Consider the following 18,135-nt stretch of genomic DNA (forward strand, 5'->3'; position numbering starts at 1 on the left):
TTAGGCCATCGCGGTAAGTCAATTGCCTAACCATGAACGGGCGGCCGGGTCGGTACACCCGGTCAGCTTTTAGGGGGAATGGTGATGGTCATGCGCTCACCCACCAGGGCGATCGCAATGCCTTCCTCGCACTCTTTTTGAATGGCCGCCAGCTGTTGTGCTTCCAGCGCATAGGGCAACTGAATATCAAATACCGTCAGGCCCTGCTGCTGCGCCAGGTCAATCAGGCGCACGATATTGGTTTCATCGCTGACCTGTGTCGACACCACTTGCAGCGCCAGCTCTTTCAACTGCTCTTTGCGCGTTTGTGACGTGGTCACGCGCGATTTCAACACCATGCCGAAGATCGGCATCACACCATAAATAGCATCAACAAAGCGCCAGTGCTTCCTGCACGATGCGGACAGAAAATCCATATAGTCGAAACAGATTTTCTCACTGCGCGCGATGGATGCAAGGTGATTGCTGTTCATCCCCTCATTCCTCTCATGGCCAGTGTTAACCCGTGGTCTTTCAAGCCGCCGCCGGGCGGCAACCTGAAACGCATTGGGGATCTTACATCCAGAAATGGATAATCATGCGAAGCTTTAACGACTTTCCGCCGTATGATGGCATAATTCCCCTATTGTTTGCCAGTCTGTCCAGGAGCTTTAATCAATGGAACACCCCAACTCTGCCCCGGTGCTGATTACCGGCGGCGCGCGGCGCATCGGGCTGGCGCTCGCCAGAGCGTTTCTCCAGCGCGGCGTTCCGGTCATCATCGCCTATCGCAGCGAATATCCGGCGATGACCGAGTTGAAAGCCTTGGGCGCCAGTTGCATTCAAGGCGATTTTTCCACGCACGACGGTATCTACCGTTTCGCCGACCAGGTGCGACAGGTGGCGCCCAAATTGCGCGCGGTGATCCACAACGCCAGCGCCTGGCAGGCCGAGTCGGCGGAAGTGCCGCCGGAGCAAGTGATGGCGGCGATGCTGCAAATTCACGTCTATACGCCCTATTTGCTCAACCAACTGCTCGAATCTTGCCTGACCGGCCAGGGCCAGGCGGGCGCTGACATTATCCATCTGACCGACTACGTGGTGGAAAAAGGCAGCGACAAACATATCGCCTACGCCGCCAGCAAGGCCGCGCTGGACAATATGACCCGATCGTTCGCCCGCAAGCTGGCGCCGGAGGTGAAGGTCAACGCCATCGCGCCGGCGCTGATCATCTTCAATCCGGGCGACGATGAAGCCTACCGCCAACAAGCGCTGGCGAAATCGCTGATGAAGGTCGCGCCGGGCGAGAGCGAAGTGGTCAATCTGGTGAGCTACCTGCTGGAGAGCCGTTACGTGACCGGCCGCACCCACGGCGTCGACGGCGGGCGGCCGCTGCGCTGAGGCAAAGATCCGCATGGCGCATCGCTGTAGGCCGCGCTATGCTGAAATCCGCTTTTCTTATTAAAACACGGGCATATGCATAAAATTGTTTTTGTGGAAGACGATCCTGAAGTCGGCAAGCTGATCGCCGCCTATCTGGGCAAACACGACATCGAGGTGCTGATCGAACCGCGCGGCGACAGCGCGCAGGCGCGCATTGAGCGCGAGCAACCCGATTTGGTGCTGCTGGACATTATGCTGCCCGGCAAAGACGGCATGACGCTGTGCCGCGATCTGCGCCCTACCTTCCCCGGCCCGATCGTGCTGCTCACCTCGCTCGACAGCGACATGAACCATATTCTGTCGCTGGAGATGGGCGCCAACGACTATATCCTGAAAACCACGCCGCCGGCGGTGTTGCTGGCCCGCCTGCGTTTGCACCTGCGCCAACACAGCCAGCAGCCGAAAGAAGAGTCGGTTCAGCCGCTCACCCAGCACAACGCGCTGCATTTCGGGCTGTTGTGCATCGATCCGGTCAACCGGCAGGTCACGCTGGGCGAAGAAACGATCACCCTGTCCACCTCGGATTTCGATTTGTTGTGGGAATTGGCGACCCACGCCGGCCAGATCATGGATCGTGAGGCGTTGCTGCAAAACCTGCGCGGCGTAAGCTATGACGGCATGGATCGCAGCATCGACGTGGCGATCTCCCGCCTGCGCCGCAAGCTGTACGATAACGCGCTAGAACCGTTCCGCATCAAGACCGTGCGCAATAAAGGCTATCTGTTCGCCCCTAACGCCTGGGCATCGGTGCAACAATGAGAAAACTTTTCGTCCAGTTCTTCCTGTTGCTGTTCGTCTGTTTTCTGGTGATGGCGATGCTGGTTGGCCTGGTGTACAAGGTGACCGCCGAGCGCGCCGGCCGCCAGTCGATGGACGATCTGATGAAAAGTTCGCTGTACCTGATGCGCAGCGAGCTGCGCGAAATCCCGTTGAAGGACTGGAACAAGACCATCGCCACGCTGGATCTCAATCTGTCGTTCAAACTGCATATCGAACCGCTCGGCAAACAGGCGCTGAGCGAGGATCTGAAAAAACGGCTGCGGCTGGGGGAAATCATCGCCCTCGACGATCAGTACACCTTTATGCAGCGCATTCCGCGCAGCCACTACGTGTTAGTGGTCGGCCCCATTCCTTATCTGTTCTACCTGCACCAGATGCGCCTGCTGGATCTGGTATTGCTGGTGTTTATCGGCATGTCGCTGGCGCTGCCGGTGTTTCTGTGGATGCGGCCGCACTGGCAAGACCTGCTCAAATTGGAAAACGCCGCCCAGCGGCTCGGCGCCGGGCATCTGGATGAGCGCACCCACTTCGATCCCACCTCCAGCCTGAGCCGGCTCGGCGTGGCGTTCAACCAGATGGCCGACAGCGTCAATACCCTGATCGCCAGCAAGAAACAGCTGATCGACGGCATCGCGCACGAGCTGCGAACGCCGCTGGTGCGCCTGCGTTACCGGCTCGAAATGAGCGATAATCTGTCCGAAAGCGAGCAGCAGGCGCTGAACCGCGATATCGGCCAGCTGGAGTCGCTGATCGACGAGCTGCTGACCTATGCCCGTTTGGACCGCCCGCAGGTTGCGTTAAACATTGAACCCATCGATCTGCCAAAATGGCTTGAGGACAAGGTCGATGATATCCGTCTTATTCATCAGGAACGTGACATCCAGCTCGATATCCCACACGTCGGCGACTTCGGCGGCGTCGATCTGCGCCTGATGGAGCGCGTTCTCGACAACCTGGTCAACAACGCGCTGCGCTATTCCGAACAGCGTCTGCGCGTCGGCCTGTGGTTTGACGGCGACCTCGCCTGCTTGCAGGTCGAGGACGACGGGCCGGGTATTCCGCCGGAAGAGCGTGAACGGGTGTTTGAACCTTTCGTCCGTCTCGACCCCAGCCGCGATCGCGCTACCGGCGGCTGCGGGTTGGGACTGGCCATCGTCCATTCCATCGCCGTCGCCTACCAGGGGCAGGTGTTCGTCGAAGGCAGTTCGCTCGGCGGCGCCAGTTTCCGTTTCTGCTGGCCGGTAAAGCCGACATTCAGTTTAAAAGCCGATCTGGCATAATGCCGCCAGACCTTCTCATTGGAGCCGAATAATAATGACATCTGCACATTCCAACACGTCTGCTTACGATCACCTGCGCGCCCTATTCAGCCGGTTGTCGCGTTTCGGCCACCTGTCCGCCATCGCCGGTTGGGACATGCAAACCATGATGCCGCCGGGCGGCAGCAAGGCGCGCTCCGAAGCGCTAGCCGAGCTGAGCGTGCTGCAGCACCAGATTTTAACGGCACAAAGCACCGGCGCGCTGTTGGATCGCGCGCAGCAAGAGACGCTGGACGAACTCGACCGCGCCAACCTGCGCGAAATGCGCCGCCAATATGAAGACGCCGTGCTGCTGCCGGCGTCGCTGGTCGAGGCCAAGTCGCTGGCGGGTGCGCGCTGCGAACACGCCTGGCGCGCCCAGCGCCCTGCCAACGATTGGGACGGCTTCGCCGACAACCTGCGCGAGGTGGTCAAGCTCAGCCGGGAAGAGGCGCAGATCCGCGCGCAGGCGGCCGGCACAAGCCGTTACGATGCTCTGCTCAACCTGTATGAGCCGGGCATGCGCAGCAGCGATCTCGACCGCATCTTCGGCGATCTGAAAACCTGGCTGCCGGATCTGCTGCAGCGCGTGGTGGCCAAACAAGCTAATGAGCCCTGCCAGGCGCCACAAGGCCCGTTCAATGTGGACACCCAGCGTCAGCTGAGCCTGAGCGTGATGAAACTGCTCGGTTTCAACTTCGACAATGGCCGCGTCGACGTCAGCGCCCACCCGTTCTGCGGCGGCGTGCCGGAAGATGTACGCATCACCACGCGTTACAACGAGAAAGAGTTTCTGACCGCGCTGCTCGGCATCGTGCACGAGACCGGCCACGCCCGCTACGAGCAAAACCTGCCGCGCGATCTGCTTGGCCAGCCGGTCGCCTTGGCCCGTTCTACCGCTATCCACGAATCGCAGAGCCTGCTGTTCGAAATGCAGCTGGCGCGCGGCAATGAATTCCTGAAAATCTTGCGTCCGTTAGTCACCGCGCAGTTTGGCGAACAGCCGGCGCTGGAAGAGGCCAACTTCATTCGCCTCAACCAGCGCGTTAAACCGGGCCTGATCCGCGTCGACGCCGACGAAGTGAGCTATCCTGCTCACGTCATCCTGCGCTACGAAATTGAAAAAGCGCTGATCGAAGGCGATATCGAAGTGGAAGACATTCCGGCGCTGTGGAATGAGAAGATGAGTGCTTACCTCGGCCTCGACACCATCGGCAACTACCGCAACGGCTGCATGCAGGATATTCACTGGACCGACGGTGCCTTCGGCTACTTCCCGACTTACACCCTCGGTGCGATGTACGCCGCGCAGCTGTTCCACAGCGTGCGTCAGGCCCTGCCTTCGCTGAACGAAGATATCGCCGCCGGCAACCTGCAGCCGCTGTTCCACTGGCTGCAGCACAACATCTGGCGCCACGGCAGCCGTTTCCCGACCGAGACGCTGATCGCCAACGCAACCGGCGAAGCGCTCAACCCACGCTATTTCCGTCAGCATCTGGAAAACCGCTACCTGTAATCTCCCCTGGCGCGGCCCTGCCGCGCCCTTTTCCCGCCTGCAAGACCGGATAATGCTTCATAACGCACGTTCTGTGCCGACATCGCCTTGGCTACAGAGTGGCGGGTGGCCACTCACCATTAGTATGTTGTAACTAAAATAGCAAAAAACGCCGGCATTCCGGCCTCTCATCCCAGTGCATGACGGGCGATCATCGCCGCCAGCTGCGGCCTCAACGAGGCCGGCAGGTCATGCCCCATGCCCGGCATAATATGCAATTTGGCGTTGACGACCGCGCGGGCGATCGCCACCCCACCCGCCTTGCGTACCAGCCGATCGCGATCGCCGTGAATGACCAGCGTCGGCGCGGCTATGCGCCGGCTGTAGCGACGCAGATCGCCGCTGCCGAGCAACGCGGAAAGTTGCCGCTGCACGCCTTCGGGATCCACGCCCCGCTTCAACAACCGATTCACCAATGCATCCAGCTCCGCCTCCTCCGGCGGATAAAACCGGGTACCGAGCGCGCGCAGGAAGGCCTTCATTCCCTCGTGGCGCTGCTGCAGCGTCAAATCGGCCGCCGGCCGGCGCACCAACAACCACAGCAGCGAAGGCGCCGGCGGTGGCAACAGCGGCTGATTGGTGCTGGAGAACAAGATGCATAACGAGGCGACGCGCTGCGGGTATTCCGCGGCCAGCACCTGGGCGATCATCCCCCCCATCGAAGCGCCCAGTACGTGAGCCTGCGGGATGCGTAAATGATCGAGCAGATGCGCCGCGTCCGTCGCCATGTCCGCCAGGGTATAAGGCACCGGCGTTTGCCAACCGAGCTGGGCGCGCAGCATCAGCAGCCACAACGGCTGCGTGCGTTGCGCCTGCGTTTTGCCGGAAAGGCCGACGTCGCGGTTGTCATAACGGATCACCCGAAACCCCTGAGCCACCAGGGCGCGGCAGAAATCGTCAGGCCACAGCAACAGCTGCGCGCCGATGCCCATGATGAGCAGCAGCGGCGGGTGCGCCTCATCGCCCCAGTCCTCATAGGCCAGCGGCACCTCGCCCAGTTCGGTTACGCCACAACGAATCACTATCTCGTTCATTTTAAATCCCTTTTATCGTGCCTGGCGGTCATTATAGCAGCAATCCCCTCGCCGCCGTCGCCCTGTACATTAGGTTACATGCCGAAACCAATCACTCACGGAAAGCCGGGCGCCGTTTGCCTACTATCATTTCAACGGCCCCGCAGTGGGGTTGATACCCAAAAGTCATGTTGAGGATTCTACGATGAAAAAAGTATTAGCTCTGGTTGTTGCCGCTGCAATGGGTCTGTCTTCCGTGGCTTTCGCTGCCGAGGCTGCCACCACCGCACCTGCGGCTACCGCAACCACCGCCACCGCTGCGCCGGCTAAAGCTCAGGTGAAACACCACGGCAAGAAAGCGCCGGTACAGAAAGCGCAGGCGGCCAAGAAGCATCACAAAAAAGCCGTGAAGAAAGCCCCGGCGCAAAAAGCCCAGGCGGCTAAAAAGCACCACAAGAAAACCAGCCACAAAAAAGCGTAATGACGTGAGGGTCCCCTCACCGCTTCAGGCTTGACGTGTACGACACCCGGTTCGCCGGGTGTTTTTTCATCGGGGGGTTCTCATTGATGCTGCGCCGCTACCTGTTCGAGATCGTTCTGACCGCCCTGATCCTTTGCGGACTGATCGCCGTCTTTTTTTACCTGTAGCCTGCCGCGTTGCCGGCGGGAAATTATTGAAAAATCAATTATTGCCCATCCACATGGCTGCTAAATCAGTCTATAGTTAGCATTCAGTGTGTTTATGGATGATCCGTATTTGTCAGGCAAGAGATCTATGCGCATATCCGTTTTACTGTTGCTGTGCTCACTCCCGCTCATCGCTACTCAGGCGGCACGCGCCGACGGTCCGTCCAAGGCCGAGCAAACGCGTCTGTTTTTCGGCAAAGATGAACGAATCAAGGTCACGGATACCGCCGCCCAGCCGTGGCAAGCCATCGGCCAGGTCGAAACCGCCAGCGGCAATCTGTGTACCGCCACGCTGATCTCCCCGCACCTGGCGCTGACCGCCGGCCACTGCGTGCTGGCGCCGCCCGGGCAACTGGATAAAGCCATCGCTCTGCGCTTTGTGGCAGGCGATAAATCCTGGCAGTATCAAACCGGCAATATCGAGACCCTGGTCGACAGCACGCTGGGCAAAAAGCTGAAGCCGGACGGCGATGGCTGGATCGTCCCGCCCGCTGCGGCCGCTTATGATTTTGCGCTGATCCGGCTGAAAGACAAAAAGCCGCTGCCGATCGCACCGTTGCCGCTGTGGCAAGGCGACAGCAAGGCGCTGACCCAGGCCCTGAAACAGGCCAAACGGCTGATCACTCAGGCGGGTTACCCGGAGGATCATCTGGATGACCTCTACAGCCACCAAAACTGCAAGGTCACCGGCTGGGCCCAGCAAGGCGTACTGTCGCACCAGTGTGATACCCTGCCCGGCGACAGCGGCTCACCGCTGCTGTTGAAAACCGCCGACGGCTGGCAGCTGATCGCCATCCAAAGCTCGGCGCCGGCGGCGAAAGATCGCTATCGCGCCGATAACCGCGCCCTGGCGGTGCCCGGCATCCGCGAAGCGCTGGACGCCCTGGCGGCGGGCAACTGACCCTCTCACAACGGCGCATTATGCGCCGTTGTGCTTTTTCAGCCCCCTTGCATATAGCGCCGCGGCGTGGTGCCGGTGAACTGGCGGAAAAAAGCGATAAACGCGCTGTCGCTGGAAAATCCCAACCGCTGTGCCACCGCGCTGACCGACGGCAACGACGCCAGCAGTTCGATCGCGCGCATCAGCCGCCACTGCTGGCACCACTGCTGATAGCTCAGGCCGGTTTCCCGCTGAAACAGCCGCGTCAGCGTTTTGGCGTGCAGATGCAAACGCTGCGCCAACGCCGCCAACGCCGGCAACTCGTCGCTCTCCGGCAGCGTCGCCAGCCAGGCGGCAAGACGCTTATCCTGCGGCAGCCGCAACTGGGTATTCTCGCGCTGCGCCTCGCCCAACTCATTGATCAGCACCGCCAGCAAATCGCGCGCCTGGGGCTGCGCCAACGCATAGTCCAGCGGCCAGTGCGCGATGCGCTCAACGATCGCCGCCAACAGCGGGTTTACCGCCAGCACCGCTGCCTGTGGCGGCATGGCGGCCGTCAGCGCCGGATCGAAATACAGCGAGCGATACGCGACGCGGCCACGCAGCTGCACCCGATGCGCAATGCCGCCCGGTATCCAGACGCTGCGCGTCGGCGGCAGAATCAGCCACTGCTGCGCCAACGTGACCGTCATGCATCCCTGCGGCGCATACAGCAGCTGCGAACGCTGATGCCAATGCAGCCCGGAGTCGTGCTCCACCAGTTCCGCCGCGATGCCGAGAGCCGGTGCCGGCAGCCGATCCGGGTCGAACGGGTGATGCTGTTGAATCAGCGCCATCAGATTGTCCTATACCTGTTGTTTTTTGTCCTAATGATTGTAATCGAACAAAATGCGACTCCCTATACTGACGCCTTAACATTTAGGGAGACCCTGCATCATGCAACGCTTATCTTTACCGCTGCTCGTCACCGCAATCATGACGCCGCAGATCCTGGAAACGCTGTACAGCCCGGTGCTCACCGCCATCCGCAGCGATTTCGGCATCAGCGCCGCGCAGGCCGGGCAGACGTTATCCATCTATTTCTTCGCCTTCGCCCTCGGCGTCGCCTTTTGGGGAGCCTTCTGCGATCGGTTCGGCCGCCGTCCGGCGATGCTGGCCGGCCTGGCGCTCTATCTGGTCGGCGCCGGCCTCGCCCTGCTGAGCGGCAGTTTCACGCTGTTGCTGGCCGCCCGTGCGCTGATCGCCTTCGGCGCCGCGGTCGGCTCAATCGTCACGCAAACCATGCTGCGTGATGTCTATCAAGGCCCGGCGCTGGGGCGCATGTTCGCGCTGGTCGGCATCGCGCTCTCCATCAGCCCGCTGCTGGGAATGTTTGCCGGCGGCGCGCTGGTCGCCTGGGGCGGCAGCGCGGCGATTTTCACCGCGCAGGCGGCCTGGGCGCTGGTGCTGCTGCTGTGGAGTTACGGCACATTGCCGGAAACGCGGCCGCGGCAAACCGCAACGGCCGCCGCGCCGGGCATTACCCTGGCGACGATGTTGCGCGATCGTCACATCTGGTGTTCGGCGCTGCTGGTCGCCAGCTTCAATATTATGGTGTTCAGCTACTTCAGCCTGGCGCCGTTCATGTTCGAAAGGCTGGGGTTGAACAGCCAACAGTTTGGCTACTCGGGTGTGATGCTGGCGCTCGGCAGCCTGGCGGGGGCGCTGTTGAACCGCCACCTGCTGGCGCGCGGCATCAGCGCCAAACGTCAGATCCTGCTGGGCGGTTTGCTGGCGGTGGCTAGCGGTATGGCATTGTTCGGGTGGCAACACAGCCTGTGGATGCTGCTTCCCTGTGCGCTGGTGATGCTGGCGTTCGGGTTGGCTATCCCGAATGTGCTGAGCCAGGCGCTGAGCCGCTACCGGCAGCAACTCGGCACCGCCGGCGCGTTATTCGGGTTGCTGTACTATCTGTTGATCGGCCTGGGGCTGACGATTGCGGCGCGCGGGCAGGATTTGGCCGCCACGCTGCTGCTGTGCGGCCTGTTGAGCCTGTGGTGCGCCGGCCGCTTGCCGGCCGGTGCGCCCGAGCTTAACCCGAAAACTGCTCGATAGTTTGCAAAATGCGCTTGTCGGAGATCGGGTAAGGCGTGCCCAACTGCTGCGCGAACAGGCTGACGCGCAGCTCTTCGATCATCCAGCGCACCGCCTTCACCTCTTCCTCCTGCTGTCGCTTCGGCGGCAGCTTGTTCAGCCACTGCTGCCACGCCTGCTGTACCTGCTCCACCCGCAGCATCTGCGCGCGATCCCGATGCGGATCGATAGCCAGTTTTTCCAACCGCCGCTCGATCGCCTGCAGGTAGCGCAGCGTGTCCGGCAGGCGTTTCCATCCGTTGCCGGTGACAAAACCGCGGTAGACCAGGCCGCTGAGCTGGGTCTTGATATCCGACAGCGCCAGCGCCAACGACATGTCCACCCGCCCCTTCAGCCGTTTGTTGATGTTGAAGACCGCCGTCAGGATCTGCTCAACCTGTTTGGCCACCTCGACCACCGTGTCGTTCAACTCGGCGCGGATCTGCTCCTGCAACCGTGCAAAGTCTTCCTCCTGCCAAACCGGGCCGCCGTGTTCGGCGATCAGCTTGTCGATGCCGCACGAAATGCAGTCGTCGATCAGCTCCAGCACCTTGCCGTACGGGTTGAAATAGAGCCCCAGTTTGGCCTTGTTCGGCAGCTTTTCATGCAGATATTTGATCGGCGAAGGAATATTCAGCAACAGCAGGCGGCGTGTGCCCTGCCACATCGCCTGTTGCTGCTCGATTTCGCTGTCGAACAGGCGGATCGCCACGCTGTCCTTTTCATCTACCAGCGCCGGGTAAGCCTTCATCGAATAGCCGCCGCGCTTCTGCTCGTAAAAGGCAGGCAGTTGACCAAAGCTCCAGACATGCAGATTGCTCTGCTCCAGCCCATCGTCGGCCACCGCCGACAGCGTCTCCTGCACCTTCTCTTTCAGCTGCAGGCGCAACGCGGCCAGGTCTTTGCCTTCGCGCAGCGTCTGGTTTTTCTCGCCCACCACGCGGAAAGTCATCTTCAGGTGATCGGGCACCTGATCCCACTGCCAATCATCACGTGACACGGTCACGCCAGTCATGCGCAGCAATTCACGCTCCAGCGCGTCCAGCAGCGGCAACTCCAGCGCCGTTACGCGGCCGAGGAACGCTTCGGCGTAGTTCGGCGCCGGCACAAAGTTGCGACGCACCGGTTTCGGCAGCGACTTGATCAGCGCGATCACCAGCTCACGGCGAATACCGGGGATCTGCCACTCGAAGCCCTGCTCCTCCACCTGATTGAGGATCGGCAGCGGGATGTGCACCGTCACGCCGTCGGCGTCGGTGCCCGGTTCAAACTGGTAGCTCAGCCGCAGCTTGAGATTGCCCTGATGCCAGAAGTTCGGGTAGTCCAGCGCGCTGATCTTGTTGGCGCCGTCTTTGATCAGCATCTCTTTTTCGAAGTTCAGCAGATCCGGCTGCTGCTTGGCGGCATTCTTCCACCAGCTGTCGAAATGACGGCCGGAAACCACGTCGTTGGGGATGCGGCGATCGTAGAAGCCGAACAGCGTTTCGTCGTCCACCAGAATGTCGCGGCGGCGCGATTTATGCTCCAGCTCTTCCACTTCGGCGCGCAGCTTCTGGTTGTCGCGGAAGAAGGCGTGGCGCGTCTGCCAGTCCCCCTCCACCAGCGCATGGCGAATAAACAGCTCACGGCACAGCAATGGATCGATGGCGCCGTAATTGACCTGGCGCGCCGCGACGATCGGCAAACCGAACAGCGTGACCTTTTCACTGGCCATCACCGCCCCTTGCGACTTCGACCAGTGCGGCTCGCTGTAGCTGTGTTTCACCAGATGCTGAGCCAGCGGCTCGATCCATTCCGGTTCGATGCGCGCGGCGATGCGCCCCCACAGGCGGCTGGTTTCCACCAGTTCGGCCACCATGGTCCACTTCGGCGGCTTCTTGAACAGGCCGGAGCCGGGGAAGATTGAGAAGCGGGCATTGCGCGCGCCGGTGTATTCCTGCTTGTCCGCATCCTTCTGGCCAATGTGCGACAGCAAGCCGGTCAACAGCGCGGTGTGCACGCTGCGGTAGTCGGAAGGCGTGCTGTTGATCGGCAGCCCCAGCTCTTTCACCACCTGGCGCAGCTGGGTATAGATATCCTGCCACTCGCGCACCCGCAGGTAGTTGAGGAAATCGTTGCGGCACAGCCGGCGGAACTGGCTGGAAGAGTTCGCCTTTTGCTGCTCCTGCAGATAATCCCACAGGTTGACGAACGCCAGGAAATCGGAGTCTTTGTCGGCGAAGCGGCGGTGTTTTTCGTCCGAGGCCTGCTGCTTGTCCATCGGGCGCTCACGCGGATCCTGAATCGACAGCGCGGCGGTGATGATCATCACCTCGCGCACGCTGCCGCTCTTCTGCGCTTCCAGCACCATGCGCGCCAGACGCGGGTCAATCGGCAACTGCGCCAGCTGCCGGCCTTGCGGCGTCAGCTGATAGTGGCCGTTGTCGGCGGTGGCGATCGCCCCCAGCTCTTCCAGCAGGCGCACGCCATCCTGAATGTTGCGTTTATCCGGCGCTTCGACGAACGGAAACGCGGCGATGTCGCCCAGCCCCAGCGAGGTCATCTGCAGAATGACCGACGCCAGGTTGGTGCGCAGAATTTCCGGATCGGTAAACGCCGGCCGCGACAGGAAGTCCTGTTCGGAATACAAGCGAATGCACACCCCTTCCGATACGCGGCCGCAACGCCCTTTACGCTGGTTGGCGGAAGCCTGCGACACCGGCTCGATCGGCAGGCGCTGCACCTTGGTGCGGAAGCTGTAGCGGCTGATGCGCGCGGTGCCCGGATCGATGACATACTTGATGCCCGGCACCGTCAGCGAGGTTTCCGCCACGTTGGTGGCCAGCACGATGCGGCGACCGTGGTGCGACTGGAACACCCGGTTCTGCTCGCTGTTCGACAGGCGCGCATACAGCGGCAGCACTTCAGTGTGCGGCAAATTGAGGCGGTTCAGAGCGTCGGCGGTGTCGCGGATCTCGCGCTCGCCGCTCATGAAGATCAGAATGTCGCCCGGCCCTTCGCGCCCAAGCTCGTCCACCGCATCGAAAATCGCCTGCAGCTGGTCGCGGTCGGTGTCGTCGCCGTCGTCGACCACCGGGCGGTAACGCACCTCCACCGGGTAAGTGCGGCCGGAAACCTCGATGATCGGCGCATTGTTGAAATGGCGCGAGAAGCGCTGCGGATCGATGGTCGCCGAGGTGATGATCACCTTGAGATCCGGGCGCTTAGGCAACAGTTCGCGCAGGTAGCCGAGAATAAAGTCGATGTTGAGGCTGCGCTCGTGCGCTTCATCGATGATCAGCGTGTCGTACTGCATCAGCAGGCGATCCTGCTGAATTTCCGCCAGCAAGATGCCGTCGGTCATCAGCTTGACCAGGGTGTTTTCCCCGACCTGATCGTTGAAGCGCACCTTGTAACCGACGCTGCCGCCGAGCGGGGTTTCCAGCTCGTCGGCGATGCGGTTGGCGACGGTGCGCGCCGCCAGGCGGCGCGGCTGGGTGTGGCCGATCAGCCCTTTCACCCCACGCCCCAGCTCCAGACAGATCTTCGGCAACTGGGTGGTTTTCCCCGAACCGGTCTCCCCGGCAACGATCACCACCTGGTGATCGCGGACAGCGTTTAAAATGTCCTGCTTTTTCTGACTGACCGGCAGGCTTTCCGGATAGGTAATGCGCGGGCAAGACGCGGCGCGCGCCAGCACTTTTTGCCGCGCCGCCGCGATGTCGCTTTCCACTTCGGCGGCAACCGCCAGCTGGGCATCGGGATTTTTGATTTTTCGTGCGCCCTGCAGGCGACGACGCAGGCGTTGTTGATCGCGGAGCATCAGCTCGCCCAGTTGGGCCGGCAGTGCCTCGAGCGGAGATTTCACGTTCGGTGTTCCTTGTTTCTTCGCCGCCAAGACCAGGCTTGGCAACGGTTTAATGTTTTTTTAGCGATTTTTTTGCTTTAGCCGCACAGCCTATCACAAACGGCTTTTTCGCCCTACTTCCGCGAGCAAAACCTCGGCATGTCATTCAATAAAATCGAACGAAGATCTCGAAATATTGCGCTATCACTGTTGGAGGAATGTGAATAGCATGTACTTCATGCAAGGGACGCTGAGTCCTGATGTCACTGTCACAACGTAAGGAATTATCGATGAGCAACGTATTGGTTCTGAAATCAAGCATCCTGGCGACCTACTCTCAGTCTAACCAACTGGCCGATTTCTTCGTAGAGCAATGGAGCAACGCCCACAGCGGCGACACCATCACCGTACGCGATCTGGCCGCACAGCCAATCCCGGTGCTGGACGGCGAACTGGTTGGCGCGCTGCGTCCTTCCGATGCGCCGTTGACCCCGCGTCAACAAGAAGCGCTGGCGCTGTCGGACGAGCTGATCGCCGAGCTGCAGGCCAATGACGTCATCGTGATTGCCGCACCGATGTACAACTTCAACATCCCGACCCAGCTGAAAAACTATTTCGATCTGGTTGCCCGCGCCGGCGTGACCTTCCGCTACACCGAAAACGGTCCGGAAGGCCTGGTGAAAAACAAACGCGCCGTGATCCTGACCAGCCGCGGCGGCATCCATAAAGGCACCCCAACCGACCTGGTAGAACCTTACCTGCGTCTGTTCCTGGGCTTCATCGGCATTACCGACGTGGAGTTCGTCTTCGCGGAAGGCATCGCCTACGGCCCGGAAGTGGCGACCAAAGCACAGGAAGACGCCAAAGCGGCCCTGTCTCAGGTGGTTGCTGCCTAAGACCCTGCGCAGGGGCGCCGTGCCCCTGCCGGACAAAAGGCAAGTCCTGTCAAACCTGCACTACCCTCATAATAATCATCTATCCGTATCATTTAGCGCGCCAGACGGCGCGCTTTTTTTTATTTCTTCAACCATTGTCCGTTGATGCCGCGCACATACTCGCCGCTCTGCGCACGCGTCACCAGCTTCTGCCCCGCCATGCGCGCCACTTCGTCGACGGCGATATGGTTGCCGTCCGCCACTTCCTGATACTTCTCGGCGCGGCCGGCGTTGATGCGCTTCACCAGCGCCAGCGTTTCCGCATCCTGTTTCACCGGCGCAATATAGCCGCTCAGGGTTTCGCCCACCCGCCCTTGCTGCTTCGCCTCATCCAGCGTCAGCGCCATCGCCACGCTGCTGAACAGCCAGGCGGCGCCGGCCAGCCACACATAACGTTTTTTCATGTCGGCTCCTAGAACAGACCGCTTTGGGTTTTCAGCAGGTTTTCGACGTCCTTATCCACCTTGATATGAATCTCATGCTCGATCTTGACGTTCATATTGATGGTGATCGGATCCTTCGGCGTCGCCACCTCGATGCGCGGCACGCAGCCGCTCAGCAGCGAAACGCACAGCACCGCTGCCAGCGCCGACACACTCATGATTTTCATTGTTGCTCCCCAGGTTGTGAGAGGGCCTGCTCCAGCCACTCCTGTAAATTGTCGCCGAAGCGCAAACTGCGCCACAGCTGAAACACGTTTTCCTGATGGCGATAGTTCAGGATCACCTCGCGTTTGGCGCTTTTCTGCGGGTTGATACCGTCGATGCGCGCGCTCAGCGTCAGCTCGCCCAGGTTATCGAGATCGACCCGGGCGTGCGAACGGTTGATTTCCATGTAGCGCAGCCAGTCGATCGCCGCGCCGGTCGCCAGGTTATTGCTGCCGATGGCGTCGGCCATGTCTTTGTCCAGCCGCAGCGTCAGGGTGCCGGCGTTGGCGATCCAGCCGTTTTGCACCAGCCATTTCGGGTGATTCAGGAACAGCGGCAGTTCGCCGTCGACCCGGCCGGACATGGCGAACTGCTTCGGTTTCAGGGCGGTGAACAACGCGCTGAGATCGACCTTGTCCAGCTTCAGCACCGCGGCGTCATGCTGCGGCAACCGCAGCGCCGACAGGCTGATATGCCCGTTGAGCATGTCCACGCCGACGTTGCTCAACGTCAGCGGCTGCCTTTCGCTATAAGGATAGGTGCCCTGCAGATCGGCGGAAATATTCTGCATCTCGAACAGGTTGGTGAAAGACTTGATGCGCAGCGACACCGGCTGTTTGGCCCCCAATTGCCACTGATGCTGCTTGAACCGGTACGACAGGATAAAATCCAGGCCGCTCATCTCGCCGTCCTTCAGCCACATGCCGCCGTTTTTCACCACCCAGTGACCACCGGCCTCGAACCCCTGTTCGCGAGCGGCGGAAAACGCCGACTGCGCGTAAAACTCGCCGTCGCGCAGCGTGAGATTGAGATCCGGCGCCAGCAGCGGTTGGAACACCTTCAGCGACTGTTTCGGCCACCAGGCTTCGCCGCGCAGACGTTCGCCGTCCCAACGGCCGCGCAGCGCGATCGGCCCAATCTGTTGCGCCTGCAGTTTGCCCTGCAGCTGGAAACTGTCCGGCGAACGGCCGTTCACCTGCAGCGCCAGCACCGGCGCCGGCAGATAGCCGCCGTCGCTGAAGCTGACCTTATCCGCCGCCAGCTGCAACTCGCCGTTGAACTGCGGACTTTGTTCATCACGCCGCCAGCGCAGCGGCTGATTGAGGCTCAGGCGCGGCGCGGCGACCGTCACCAGACCGTACTTCAACTTATCGAAGCCGGTGGAGAGTTTATCGAGCACCAACTCACTGTCGCGCCAACGGCCGCTGCCGGCGACGTCCCAGGCGGCCTGCAGCGGCGGCAAGCGGCCATTGCCCCAGTAACGCCATTGCCAGTTGCCCTTGTCCGGCCAGAAATCCTGTGCCTGGCCGTCCAGGTGCAGCTTGAAGCGGCCCCAGTAACTGTCGCTGGCGCTCAAAATCGCCTGCAGGCGGCCGGTGATGCCGGCGGCGGTCACCTTCACGCCCGCCAGCGGTAAACGCGCCTCTTCCAGCGTCATTTCCGGCGTCACCTTGCCCCACAGGCGCAGCAGCGAACCGGGCTGCAGCACCAGCGTCGGGTTGAGAATGCTGCCGCCGATCACACCCGGGATCGACGCGGTAGTGGAAAAGTCGGCCAGATTGGCCTGGCCGGTCAGTTGGAAGCGCAGATCGCTGTCGGTCAACCCCACCTTGCCCGGCCCGAGGGTGAGCACCGCATTGCCCTTGCCGTTGTGACCCGCAGTGATCACGTTCAGCCGCGCGCTGATCTCCGTTTCATCCAGCCCTTTGCTCCAATCGTGCAGCGCGATGCTGAGCCCGCCGTTCAACGGCTGCTCGCTGTACGGCCAACGCCACTCGCCCTGCTTGATGCTGACCCGCTGCGGCGAGACTTCCCACGGCAACACCGCCAGCGGGCGATCGTCGCCTTTCTCGCTCACCGTCAATACGCCCTGCTGCTGTTGCCAGCGCATGTCCAGCAATACCGGTTTTTCCAGATAGGCGGTCTGCATTTCCCCCTGCAACGCGCCCTGCGTCGGCAGGCTGGCCAGATCCAACGGGATGGTTATCTTGCCGGCGAGGTGCAGCGGTTGTGCGCTGTTGGGCGGAACCACGGTCAGGTTCTGCAACGTCAGCTGTTGTTTTTCATCCAGCTGCGCCTCGGCGCTGAGATTCGGGCCCCGATAATGCAGACGTTGCCCGTCGGGGCCGGAGGAGAGCTGCAGCTTGCCGGCATAGCGCTGCCAGGGAATGAGCGTCAGGTCATTAATGGTGAGATCCAGCGGCGGCAGCTGTTGCTGCAGCTGATCGAGCGCCAGCGGCGCACTGTTGGCGTCGCCGCTCGGCAGTTTTGACAAACAGGCGCTATCGATGCTGACCTTATCGCTCGACAGCTGCCAGCGGCCCTGGCGGTAAGCCAGCCGCGTCGGCCCGACGTTGGCCAACAGGCAATCTTGCGCAGTGAAACGCGCCCCCGCCAACGCCAGGCCGCCCTGGCGCCAGTGCAATTTGCCCTGCAATTCCAGGCGGCTCCCCACCGGCAACCAATGCGATAACACCCCCGGCAGCCAGCGCGGCAAGGTTTGCCACAACGCCAGCACCAGGATTGCGCAGCCCGCCACCGTCCCTATGAATACTTTCAATCGCCTGGTCATTAAATGATTGCTTCGTTCCTGAGTTAGGCATTGGTTAAGTCTATGCCTGAATTGACAATAATGATGGCACGAATTTGACATAGGGTGAAGCCGAGCGGGCTCGCAGAAGCGATTTGCACCTTTTTGGCGCAAACGTGTGCGGGGTTGTAGATTTTCGTTACATATACATCACATAAACAGGACAGTTTTCAGACTTTTGTTATTGTTGTTACCGTTGATGATTAATAGTCTTGCAACCATTCTAATAAAAGTTTAGCTGCTAGCTAACTGTGTACTAGAGAAGCCATTCCCCACACCCCCGTGGGGATTTTTTTGCCGCCTGTCGCCACCGTCGTCTTCCCTCCATCGTATCCAGCCCCACCGCAGCCTTGCAGCAGCGATTTCGGCCATGTCGGAACGGGCTAACCA

16 protein-coding genes are annotated in these 18,135 nt (G+C 61.0%); 9 read left to right on the forward strand and 7 right to left on the reverse strand.

Features of this window, described 5'->3' with window-relative positions; genetic code table 11:
• Positions 1-62: 62 nt before the first annotated feature.
• On the reverse strand, positions 63-473 hold the full coding sequence (locus GT753_RS08740; RefSeq protein WP_004938301.1) for a hypothetical protein: 411 nt from the start codon (positions 471-473) through the stop codon (positions 63-65).
• Between the two features lie 184 nt (positions 474-657).
• Between GT753_RS08740 and folM the strand changes: the two genes are divergently transcribed.
• From folM to GT753_RS08760, 4 genes are all read left to right on the forward strand, one after another.
• Positions 658-1,380 carry a dihydromonapterin reductase gene (folM, locus tag GT753_RS08745; protein WP_160125523.1) on the forward strand — a complete coding sequence of 241 codons (723 nt, stop codon included), beginning with the start codon at positions 658-660 and terminating at the stop codon, positions 1,378-1,380.
• Positions 1,381-1,455: 75 nt separating this feature from the next.
• A complete protein-coding gene (rstA, locus tag GT753_RS08750) occupies positions 1,456-2,181 on the forward strand; it encodes a two-component system response regulator RstA (protein ID WP_004938307.1) in 726 nt (241 codons plus the stop codon).
• Entirely contained in the window at positions 2,178-3,482 is a 1,305-nt protein-coding gene (rstB, locus tag GT753_RS08755) for a two-component system sensor histidine kinase RstB (protein ID WP_031299665.1), read from the forward strand. Before rstA ends, rstB begins: the two co-directional genes overlap by 4 nt.
• A gap of 34 nt (positions 3,483-3,516) precedes the next feature.
• Positions 3,517-5,016: a carboxypeptidase M32 gene (locus GT753_RS08760; protein ID WP_004938314.1), complete on the forward strand. Its 1,500-nt coding sequence runs from the start codon at positions 3,517-3,519 to the stop codon at positions 5,014-5,016.
• 167 nt (positions 5,017-5,183) lie between these two features.
• Here the strand turns inward: GT753_RS08760 and GT753_RS08765 are convergent, their stop codons facing one another.
• Positions 5,184-6,089, reverse strand: a complete 906-nt coding sequence (locus tag GT753_RS08765; protein ID WP_075684407.1) for an alpha/beta fold hydrolase — start codon at positions 6,087-6,089, stop codon at positions 5,184-5,186.
• Positions 6,090-6,273: 184 nt separating this feature from the next.
• On the opposite strand from GT753_RS08765, the gene asr reads away from it, so the two are divergent.
• From asr to GT753_RS08775, 3 genes are all read left to right on the forward strand, one after another.
• Positions 6,274-6,549, forward strand: a complete 276-nt coding sequence (gene asr, locus GT753_RS08770) for an acid resistance repetitive basic protein Asr (protein WP_004930450.1) — start codon at positions 6,274-6,276, stop codon at positions 6,547-6,549.
• Positions 6,550-6,584: 35 nt separating this feature from the next.
• Complete coding sequence (locus tag GT753_RS25920) at positions 6,585-6,716, forward strand: hypothetical protein (protein WP_016927581.1); 132 nt, start codon at positions 6,585-6,587, stop codon at positions 6,714-6,716.
• A 127-nt stretch (positions 6,717-6,843) separates the two neighbouring features.
• Positions 6,844-7,656, forward strand: a complete 813-nt coding sequence (locus tag GT753_RS08775) for a serine protease (RefSeq protein WP_160125524.1) — start codon at positions 6,844-6,846, stop codon at positions 7,654-7,656.
• A gap of 38 nt (positions 7,657-7,694) precedes the next feature.
• Here GT753_RS08775 and GT753_RS08780 read toward each other — a convergent pair whose 3' ends face one another.
• The gene (locus GT753_RS08780) at positions 7,695-8,471 is read right to left on the reverse strand and encodes a helix-turn-helix transcriptional regulator (protein ID WP_015377991.1); all 777 of its coding nucleotides are present in this window, start codon (positions 8,469-8,471) and stop codon (positions 7,695-7,697) included.
• 100 nt (positions 8,472-8,571) lie between these two features.
• Here GT753_RS08780 and GT753_RS08785 point away from each other — a divergent pair, with 100 nt between their 5' ends.
• Positions 8,572-9,729, forward strand: a complete 1,158-nt coding sequence (locus GT753_RS08785; protein WP_160125525.1) for an MFS transporter — start codon at positions 8,572-8,574, stop codon at positions 9,727-9,729.
• Here GT753_RS08785 and hrpA read toward each other — a convergent pair.
• Complete coding sequence (gene hrpA, locus GT753_RS08790; protein WP_160125526.1) at positions 9,707-13,594, reverse strand: ATP-dependent RNA helicase HrpA; 3,888 nt, start codon at positions 13,592-13,594, stop codon at positions 9,707-9,709. The genes GT753_RS08785 and hrpA overlap by 23 nt on opposite strands.
• 269 nt (positions 13,595-13,863) lie before the next feature.
• Here hrpA and azoR point away from each other — a divergent pair, with 269 nt between their 5' ends.
• A complete protein-coding gene (azoR, locus tag GT753_RS08795; RefSeq protein ID WP_015377994.1) occupies positions 13,864-14,469 on the forward strand; it encodes an FMN-dependent NADH-azoreductase in 606 nt (201 codons plus the stop codon).
• 119 nt (positions 14,470-14,588) lie between these two features.
• On the opposite strand, the gene GT753_RS08800 is transcribed toward azoR, so the two are convergent.
• Genes GT753_RS08800 through GT753_RS08810 form a run of 3 tightly spaced genes read right to left on the reverse strand, consistent with a single transcriptional unit; the run spans position 14,589 to position 17,727 of the window.
• Entirely contained in the window at positions 14,589-14,912 is a 324-nt protein-coding gene (locus tag GT753_RS08800) for a YdbL family protein (RefSeq protein WP_015377995.1), read from the reverse strand.
• Positions 14,913-14,920: 8 nt separating this feature from the next.
• Positions 14,921-15,118 (reverse strand): YnbE family lipoprotein, encoded by a 198-nt coding sequence (locus tag GT753_RS08805; RefSeq protein ID WP_004930472.1) that lies wholly within the window; start codon positions 15,116-15,118, stop codon positions 14,921-14,923.
• The gene (locus GT753_RS08810) at positions 15,115-17,727 is read right to left on the reverse strand and encodes a YdbH family protein (protein ID WP_099982473.1); all 2,613 of its coding nucleotides are present in this window, start codon (positions 17,725-17,727) and stop codon (positions 15,115-15,117) included. Before GT753_RS08810 ends, GT753_RS08805 begins: the two co-directional genes overlap by 4 nt.
• Positions 17,728-18,135: the final 408 nt, after the last annotated feature.

This window comes from Serratia sp. Z4 (genome assembly GCF_009900725.1).
Lineage (GTDB): Bacteria > Pseudomonadota > Gammaproteobacteria > Enterobacterales > Enterobacteriaceae > Serratia > Serratia nematodiphila.